The sequence below is a fragment of the Syntrophaceticus schinkii genome (assembly GCF_000946815.1).
Classification (GTDB): domain Bacteria; phylum Bacillota; class DSM-12270; order Thermacetogeniales; family Thermacetogeniaceae; genus Syntrophaceticus; species Syntrophaceticus schinkii.
This window is the reverse complement of the sequence record NZ_CDRZ01000002.1, coordinates 36055-44498: the sequence shown is the minus strand read 5'-3', so window position 1 is coordinate 44498 and position 8444 is coordinate 36055. Positions and strand designations below refer to the sequence as shown.

Annotated in this window: 9 protein-coding genes and 1 pseudogene; all 10 read left to right on the top strand. The window is 44.4% G+C overall.

Going from position 1 to position 8444, the window contains the following annotated elements:
- Positions 1 to 223 precede the first annotated feature (223 nt).
- On the top strand, positions 224 to 595 hold the full coding sequence (locus tag SSCH_RS00425) for a transposase (protein ID WP_052835143.1): 372 nt from the start codon (positions 224 to 226) through the stop codon (positions 593 to 595).
- Positions 596 to 795: 200 nt separating this feature from the next.
- Positions 796 to 1713, top strand: coding sequence for a tyrosine recombinase XerC (gene xerC / locus SSCH_RS00420; protein ID WP_044663741.1), 918 nt, complete (start codon positions 796 to 798; stop codon positions 1711 to 1713).
- A 10-nt stretch (positions 1714 to 1723) separates the two neighbouring features.
- Entirely contained in the window at positions 1724 to 2254 is a 531-nt protein-coding gene (gene hslV / locus SSCH_RS00415) for an ATP-dependent protease subunit HslV (protein WP_044663740.1), read from the top strand.
- Positions 2255 to 2268: 14 nt separating this feature from the next.
- On the top strand, positions 2269 to 3663 hold the full coding sequence (gene hslU / locus SSCH_RS00410) for an ATP-dependent protease ATPase subunit HslU (RefSeq protein ID WP_044663739.1): 1395 nt from the start codon (positions 2269 to 2271) through the stop codon (positions 3661 to 3663).
- 24 nt (positions 3664 to 3687) lie between these two features.
- Positions 3688 to 4473 (top strand): GTP-sensing pleiotropic transcriptional regulator CodY, encoded by a 786-nt coding sequence (codY, locus tag SSCH_RS00405; protein ID WP_044663738.1) that lies wholly within the window; start codon positions 3688 to 3690, stop codon positions 4471 to 4473.
- A gap of 524 nt (positions 4474 to 4997) precedes the next feature.
- On the top strand, positions 4998 to 5561 hold the full coding sequence (locus tag SSCH_RS00400) for a DUF6115 domain-containing protein (protein WP_044663737.1): 564 nt from the start codon (positions 4998 to 5000) through the stop codon (positions 5559 to 5561).
- A 200-nt stretch (positions 5562 to 5761) separates the two neighbouring features.
- Complete coding sequence (gene rpsB, locus SSCH_RS00395) at positions 5762 to 6475, top strand: 30S ribosomal protein S2 (protein ID WP_044663736.1); 714 nt, start codon at positions 5762 to 5764, stop codon at positions 6473 to 6475.
- A gap of 18 nt (positions 6476 to 6493) precedes the next feature.
- Positions 6494 to 7096, top strand: a pseudogene (gene tsf, locus SSCH_RS00390) (translation elongation factor Ts).
- Between the two features lie 72 nt (positions 7097 to 7168).
- Complete coding sequence (gene pyrH, locus SSCH_RS00385; RefSeq protein WP_156971994.1) at positions 7169 to 7897, top strand: UMP kinase; 729 nt, start codon at positions 7169 to 7171, stop codon at positions 7895 to 7897.
- Positions 7890 to 8444, top strand: coding sequence for a ribosome recycling factor (gene frr / locus SSCH_RS00380; protein ID WP_044663734.1), 555 nt, complete (start codon positions 7890 to 7892; stop codon positions 8442 to 8444). The genes pyrH and frr overlap by 8 nt, the downstream gene beginning before the upstream one ends.

The following is an 8444-nucleotide window of genomic DNA, read 5'->3' as shown; positions in this document are numbered from 1 at the left end:
TTAAAACTGGTTTAAAAATGGGTCCAAAGGCAGCGTCTGGTTGAAATTCAACCCAAGTTCTACCTGATGGACTCTGCGTATGACTGTAATGACATTTAACGAAACCATAAAGAATAGACTTTCAACGCCCAGGTCAATCATAGCTCTTAATCTTAGAGGGACCAGGCAACCTAGAGCTGGCTTTGATTTTGATGGGACACCTATTTGTTCCGCAGGGTTTCGGATGGTTTACTGGGGCAGCGATAACGGAGTTAACAAGTTTCGTTGTCCCCACGTACTTGATAAAGCTGAATGCCCCTTTGGTACCGACTGGTGTTCAAGCTCCAACTATGGAATGGTGATAAAAACTAAAATTGAAGATGACTCAAGGCTGTTCTGCAGCCCCCACAGGGGGACCAAGAACTGGCAAAAGCTATATGATGAAAGAACAAGCGTTGAGCGCTATTTCGGCAGACAAAAGAAGCATCTAGGTTTAGAAAGCATTACAGTTCAGGGTACTAAAAAGGTAGAAACTCACGCCTACCTTTGTGCAATAGCGCTGATAGCTACAGTAACAGCCGTCAATACAGCTGAAAGAGAACAAAAAGCAGCTTAATTCTAATCAAGAAAGCACTTTAATTACCAAGGGGGTGGTGTCTGCCTTTTTGTAACTAGTAGCTATTATTTACCAGTAATGCTCCATGCGCTGCCGTTATTTGTTAATCAAAAGCGGTGGTCCAGTTGTTAATTTTTGTTTAAACTTTGATTTTTGAATTATGAAATTCTCTCATTATTGTGAAATGAGGTAATATTCTGATGGGAAGCTGGAAGGAGACTTGTGAAAATTTTATAAAATATCTAAAAACTCAGAAAAACCTCAGTGAGCATACTGCTCAAAGCTACAGATCTGATCTTAAGCATTTTCTTCAATACATCGAATCAGCTCAAATAAGTGAGCCAGCTGAGGTTAATTTAAAGATTATTCGGAATTATCTTTCACAATTATATGAAGCGGGTTATGCCCGCAGCACCATTTCACGCCGGTTGGCAACCCTGAGGTCACTATTCAGATATCTATGCCAGGTGGGAAAAATAGACAACAATCCCCTGGTGCTGGTACGAACCCCTAAACAGACCAAGTATTTGCCGCAGTTTCTTTATTCCACTGAGGTCAATGACCTTTTAGATAATCCGGCAGGCAAGGGGAAGCTGGAGATCAGGGATCATGCTTTATTAGAACTGCTTTATAGTTCAGGTATCAGGATCGGGGAAGCAGTGCAAATTGATGTCGGAGATGTAGATTTTGAACGTCGTTCCCTGCGAGTTAAGGGCAAGGGTCAAAAGGAGCGTATTGTTCCATTTGGCAATCATGCCAGTGCTGCATTGCAGTGGTATATGATGGAAGGCCGTCCACTGATCTGCGGAAAGAAAAATCCGTCAACAACAGAGCCGCTCTTTGTTAATTGGAGAGGGAAGCGGTTAACAACAAGAGGGGCTTACGGTATTATTAATAAATATCTTAAAAAGGTGGCTCCTGCCAGGAACCTTACACCGCACTCCCTGCGGCATACATTTGCCACACATCTCCTGGAGGGGGGAGCGGATCTTCGTTCTGTGCAGGAGCTATTGGGTCATTCCAGGATGTCAAGCACCCAGATTTACACACATGTAACCGGGGAAAGGATTAAGGCGGTCTACGAAAAGGCACACCCGCGAGCGAAAGAACGGAAATGAGGTGGTTTGGATGCTTACCGGGACCACAGTGATTTGTGTGAAGCGAGATGGACAGGTGGCTATAGGAGGAGATGGACAGGTCACATTCGGCAACAACACCATCATGAAGGCACATGCCTGTAAAATTCGGAAGCTGTATGAGGGGCGTATTTTAGCTGGTTTTGCGGGTTCTGTAGCCGATTCGTTGACCCTCTTTGACAAGTTTGAGCGCAAGCTTGAAGAATATCGGGGTAATTTAGAGCGGGCAGCAGTGGAACTTGCCCGGGACTGGCGTATGGACAGAGTTCTCCGACGCCTGGAGGCACTTCTGGTTGTAGCGGATCAAAAACACCTGCTCATTATTTCCGGAAGCGGTGAGGTTATTGAACCCGATGATGGCATTGCAGCGGTGGGTTCCGGTTCACCATATGCACTGGCTGCTGCCCGGGCACTGGTTAATCATACCTCATTGAAGGCTGAACAGGTGGTTCAATCCGCACTTGAGATAGCAGCCTCCATATGCATTTATACGAATGATCATATAACCATAGAAAAACTGTAAGAGGTGAAGACCAGGTGGAGGAATTAACCCCACGGCAGATTGTGGCTGAACTGGACCGGTATATTATCGGCCAGCAGGAGGCGAAAAAAGCAGTAGCTGTCGCCCTGCGCAATAGGTATCGCAGACACCGACTCCCGCCGGAACTCCAGGATGAGATTATACCGAAAAACATTATTATGATTGGTCCAACAGGTGTAGGAAAAACAGAGATCGCGCGGCGCCTGGCGAAACTCGTCAAAGCGCCTTTTGTGAAGGTAGAAGCAACAAAATTTACTGAAGTGGGTTATGTGGGCAAGGATGTCGAATCAATGGTGCGTGACCTGGTAGAGGTCGCCATCAGAATGGTCAAACAAGAAAAAATGGCTGAGGTCGGTGAGAAGGCAAACAAGCTTGCAGAAGAAAAAATCTTAGAGATACTGGTACCCTCACCAAAACGCCGCAAACCCATAAAAAATCCTATGGAACTATTGTTTGGGGAAATGAGTGAAGAGGATAGAGAGGAAGAAAGAGCAGAAGATCTGCAGAATAACCGGATGCTGCGGGATAGAGTTGCTGTAGAACTACAATCCGGTGCACTTGAAGACCGGCAGATAGAGATCGAAGTAGAAGAAAGCCACCAGAAAACCCTCGATGTATATACTCTCGGGGGCATGGAGGAAATGGGTATCAATCTCCAGGATATGTTAGGGAGCTTTCTTCCCAAAAAAAAGAAGAAGCGGCGGGTGACGATCCGGGAGGCAAGGCGCATTTTGGCTCAGGAAGAGGCTCAGAACTTAGTGGATATGGATGAAGTGAACTCTCTGGCAGTAGAGCGTGCAGAACAGTGTGGGATTATTTTCCTCGATGAAATCGACAAGATCGCCGGCAGGGAAAACACCTCAGGTCCCGATGTTTCACGTGGTGGAGTGCAGCGTGATATCTTACCGATTATTGAAGGCTCAACTGTGATGACGAAGTATGGGCCAGTAAAAACTGACTATGTTTTATTCATTGCTGCAGGTGCTTTTCATGTATCGAAACCCTCAGATCTGATTCCTGAACTGCAGGGGCGTTTCCCTATCCGGGTTGAATTGGAATCCCTGGAGAAGGACGATTTCTTGAAAATATTAACTGAGCCTGATAATTCTTTGATCCGCCAGTATACAGCACTTTTGCAGACCGAAGAGGTGGATGTGGAATTCACTGCGGATGCCTTGGAAGAGATCGCTGAAATGGCTGATCTGGTCAATGCACAGGCTGAAAATATCGGGGCAAGGCGTCTGCATACCATTTTAGAAAAAGTGTTGGAGGATCTCTCTTTTCAGGCCCCGGAATTTTATCAGCAGAGTGTGGTTATAGATAAAAATTATGTGGCTGAACGCATGGAGGGAATTGTTGCTGACGGCAATTTAAGCAGTTATATTCTTTAACCGGTTTTTTTGGGGGGGGTTGAAATGGAATCATTGATGGATAAGATGTATGCTCTTAAAAGCTATCACGAAGTTAACGAAGGCTCTCGAGATTTTGCTAAAATAGCGCAGATCATTGGCCAAAATATCAATGCCAATGCCAATGTTTACCTTGTAGGGCGTAGAGGGAAAATCCTTGGATACCATTTAACGGATGATAGTTCTTGCAGTAAAATGCATGAGGTTATTGATTTTAGCCAACGCTTTCCCGAAAGCTACAATCAGAAACTGCTTTTGGTTAAGGAAACAGAGAAGAATAGCATGGATGTAGGAAACTTCTGCTTTTTTTCACCGATCGAGTGTCCTCTCCAAGAACGCTGTGTCACTATCATTCCCATCTTCGCAGGGGGAGATCGTTTGGGGACTATGGTCTTTAGTAGTGCTATAAAGGGTTTGTCTGATCAGGACCTTGTTCTAGCGGAATTTGGGGCGATGGTGGCTGGAATAGAGATCATGTGTTTAATAACTGAGCGAGCAGAGTCAGATCACACAAGAAATAAGGCAACAGTCCAGATTGCATTGAGCACATTGTCATATTCAGAAATAAGTGCTGTGGGGCATATTTTCAGCGAATTGGGTGGCACAGAAGGCTTGGTTGTTGCCAGTCGAGTTGCCGACAGGGTAGGAATTACACGTTCAGTGATCGTCAACGCACTGCGGAAACTGGAAAGTGCTAATGTGATTCAGTCAAAATCCTTAGGTATGAAAGGCACCTATATACGTATCCTCAATGAAAACCTCCTGGATGAACTCAAAAAGTTGGGGCAGTAAATGCAACCAGGACTATAAAATTATCGATTTTATGGCAAAAGCGAATTTAAGCTGTTGCCATATTTTTTTGGGGGATGTTTTACGGCACCCAGAAAAATAAGATATATTGGCCTGTTCTCCTGGGACAGGCAGTGCTCATCCTTAAAGCTGAGGGATTAATTAGCAGCAAGGAAAAGTTAACAATCTAGATAAAAGAGCATAAAATCATACGCAGGGCAGGAAAAATGGGGTGAGAGGAGAAATCTAGATAAAGAGGGTACAGTGGTGAACAGCATAATTAAAGAGGTTTTATTAAATCAGGGGGTAATACCATAGTAAAGGAGGGGATTCTTGATCACCAAAGGGGTCAAATCATAACCCACCTCAGACCAGGGAGGACAGGGCCGGGGTTTTTAAAAGAATCAAGACAGGGGACTTCGAAAAAACAATGAACGAAGTCTGGAGCGTGACCAGGAGGTGTTAAATTATCTTTCAGGTCATCTCATTAATCTAAAAATTTAGCCCAGAGGTGTTATTGATAAGAGATGGAACCCATACTTATTATTTTATCGCTGCTGACAATAAGTATCATCACTCTGGTTTTCGTAGTTGTATGGCGAGACAGGCGTGATCTTAAACTGCGACAGATAACTGGGGAAATAGAGAAAGTAGAGGAACTCCTCAAGGAAATGGATCAGTATAAAAAGGAAATCAAAGAGATGTTGGCCACCGCTAAAAAGCAAACAGACCAGGCGGTATCGAGGGTTGATAATCAGGTCAAACAGGTGCGGGATTCTGTTGTTAAGCTGGAACAACACGTTCATTCCGGCAGTAAGGATTCCAGGGATTCTGGTCGAGATAAAGCAAGACAGCAGAAGTATTCCGGGAGAGGCAAGCCCCGTAATCCGAATAAGAAGGGGCAGACAACCCCGCCACCGCCAAGTAAGGGTGGTGAGCAGGACCAACGGATAAATGATGGAGAAAAATTTGCCAAAATGGTAAAAATGGCGGATGAGGGTTTAAACACTCAAGAGATCGCCAAAAGGCTTAATATAGGACGTAAAGAAGTAGAATTGGTTCTGCAATTAAAAAGAAAACAAATAAGTTAGAAGAAACAGGCACCTTTTCAAGTCTAAAGGTGCCTTTATTTTTCATATTTGGCTGTTATGCGTTGCTTGATGCCGGTTCGATGTGTTATACTATCGATTGGAAAAAACACACGCTGCTTTAAGGAGAGCTGGGCGGGGGTCCTGCGGGTCTGTCCGGTTATGAAGGCAGCGGAGGTAAAACCAAAGGAGGAGTTTTTATTATGGCAGTAGTGACCATGAAACAGTTGCTTGAGGCGGGGGTACATTTTGGACACCAGACAAGGCGCTGGAATCCTAAAATGGCACCCTATATTTTTACGGAGCGCAATGGCATTTACATCATTGATCTCCAAAAAACCGTTAAGATGATCGAAGAATCCTGCAATTTTATCAAAGAAGTAGTGAGTGAAGGAAAGAGTGTATTGTTTGTCGGCACAAAGAAACAGGCTCAGGACTCCGTAAGAGAAGAGGCCGAAAGATGTGGTATGTATTATGTCAATGTCAGATGGCTGGGAGGGATGTTGACAAATTTCCAGACCATCAGAAAGCGTGTAGAGAGACTGCGGGAATTGGAAAAAATGGAAGAGTCCGGGCATTTTGAACTGCTTACTAAAAAAGAAGTCACCAAACTTAAAACAGAAAAGGAAAAACTTTATAGGTTTTTGAGGGGCATTAAAGACATGAATGACCTTCCCGGGGCAATCTTTATCATTGACACCAGAAAAGAGCAGATTGCAGTGCGGGAAGCCCGTAAATTAGGGATACCTACTATAGGTATAGTAGATACAAACTGCGATCCTGACGAAATTGATTATGTGATACCGGGCAATGATGATGCCATCAGGGCTGTGCGTCTGCTTACCTCGAAGATGGCAGATGCCGTTTTAGAAGCAAAACAAGGAGAGCAAATAGAAGAAGAAGAACAACAAGAGTAAAATTCAGGAGGGATCCTTTTGATTAAGGCTGAATTAGTTAAGGAACTGCGGGAGCGGACAGGTTCAGGGATCATGGATTGCAAGAAAGCGCTTCAAGAAACAAAAGGGGATCTGGAAAAAGCCATTATCTACCTGAGAGAGCGGGGACTTGCTGCCGCTGCTAAAAAAGCTGGAAGAGCCACCAAGGACGGGTACATTGATGCATATATTCATGCCGGGGGCAAGCTTGGTGTCTTGATTGAAGTTAACTGTGAAACAGATTTTGTTGCTAAAACTGATGACTACAGGCATTTATGCCGGGAATTGGCTATGCAGGTAGCAGCTGCCAATCCACTCTATGTGGAACGCACTGATGTGCCCCAGGAGAGGATTGACACTGAAAAGAGTGTTTTAGAGACACAAGCCAAGAATGAAGGCAAACCGGACAAAGTTGTTGAAAAGATAGTCACGGGAAGGATGGAGAAATTTTATCAAGAGATATGTTTGATGGAGCAGCCATATATAAGAGAACCCGATAGAATCGTAAAAGATCTCGATCAATGAATACATCACCAAATTGGGCGAAAAATAATGTTAGTTGTACGCCGCTTCTGTCGCTTTCAACTAGGTGAAGAGGGTTAATATTTTCTACACCATAGAAAGGATTTTCAAGTTCAACGTAGAATGGAATTTGGGAGGACAGGAGGTTTTCCCGTGAAAAATCCTCAATATAAGAGGGTGGTTCTCAAGCTAAGTGGTGAGGCTCTGTCCGGTGAAAATGGTTATGGGATCGACCATAATATATTAAGAACAATTGCTCTGGAAGTCAAAGAGGTAAATGACAGAAATGTTGAAGTTGCCATTGTTGTAGGAGGCGGCAATATCTGGCGAGGGGTAGCAGGCAGCACTAAAGGTATGGACCGTGCTACAGCAGATTATATGGGAATGCTTGCTACTGTGATCAATTCTCTGGCACTGCAGGATGCCCTGGAAAAGGAGGGCGTTGATACCCGTGTACAGACAGCCATTGAGATGCGGGAGGTTGCAGAACCCTATATCAGGCGCAGGGCGATCCGCCATCTAGAGAAGGGTCGTGTGGTTATTTTTGCAGGAGGTACTGGGAATCCCTTCTTTTCGACCGATACCACTGCGGCACTGCGCGCCGCAGAGATAGAGGCGGATGTTATTTTAATGGCTAAGAATGTCGATGCGGTATACGATTCTGACCCCAGAATTAACCCCGCTGCTCAAAAATTCACAGAGTTGAAGTACATGGATCTTTTGAAAAATGGTCTGGGGGTTATGGATTCTACTGCTGCATCCCTGTGCATGGATAATCAAATTCCGATTATTGTTTTCGGAATCAGGGATACAGGTAATGTTTTGAAAGCAGTGATGGGTGAAAAGATCGGTACTGTAGTAGGGAGGGAATCAAATGAATGATGTGTTAAAACAGACGGAAAGTAAAATGAAGAGAACGGTTGACCTTCTAGTTAAAGATTACACAACAATGCGTGCCGGGAGGGCGACCCCTGCTCTTTTGGAAAAGGTATTTGCGGATTATTACGGCACACCCACACCTATTAATCAGATGGCAACTATTTCTGTTCCGGAATCTCGTCTTCTGGTGATCCAACCCTGGGATAGAAATATGGTGCCTCAGATAGAGAAAGCGATCTTAAAATCGGACCTGGGGATTACTCCTGTGAGTGACGGTAATGTGATCAGGCTGGCTATTCCGACACTGACCGAGGAAAAGCGGAAGGACCTGGTCAAGGTTGTCAACAAAAAAGCGGAAGAGGGACGTATTGCTATTCGCAATCTTAGAAGGGAAGCTAATGATCAGGTTAAAGATGCCGATAAAAAGGGAGATGTTTCCGAAGACGAAGCAAAACGCTACCTCAATGATATACAAGATTTAACTGATAAGTATATTAAAAATATTGACCAGGTTGCTGAAGCCAAAGAAAAAGAGATACTGGAGATTTAG

Excerpts from the sequence above, each read along its gene's own strand:
- SSCH_RS00425 (WP_052835143.1), top strand. The coding sequence starts at position 224 with ATGGTTTACTGGGGCAGCGATAACGGAGTTAACAAGTTTCGTTGTCCC.
- xerC (WP_044663741.1), top strand. The coding sequence starts at position 796 with ATGGGAAGCTGGAAGGAGACTTGTGAAAATTTTATAAAATATCTAAAA.
- hslV (WP_044663740.1), top strand. The coding sequence starts at position 1,724 with ATGCTTACCGGGACCACAGTGATTTGTGTGAAGCGAGATGGACAGGTG.
- codY (WP_044663738.1), top strand. The coding sequence starts at position 3,688 with ATGGAATCATTGATGGATAAGATGTATGCTCTTAAAAGCTATCACGAA.
- SSCH_RS00400 (WP_044663737.1), top strand. The coding sequence starts at position 4,998 with ATGGAACCCATACTTATTATTTTATCGCTGCTGACAATAAGTATCATC.
- rpsB (WP_044663736.1), top strand. The coding sequence starts at position 5,762 with ATGGCAGTAGTGACCATGAAACAGTTGCTTGAGGCGGGGGTACATTTT.
- frr (WP_044663734.1), top strand. The coding sequence starts at position 7,890 with ATGAATGATGTGTTAAAACAGACGGAAAGTAAAATGAAGAGAACGGTT.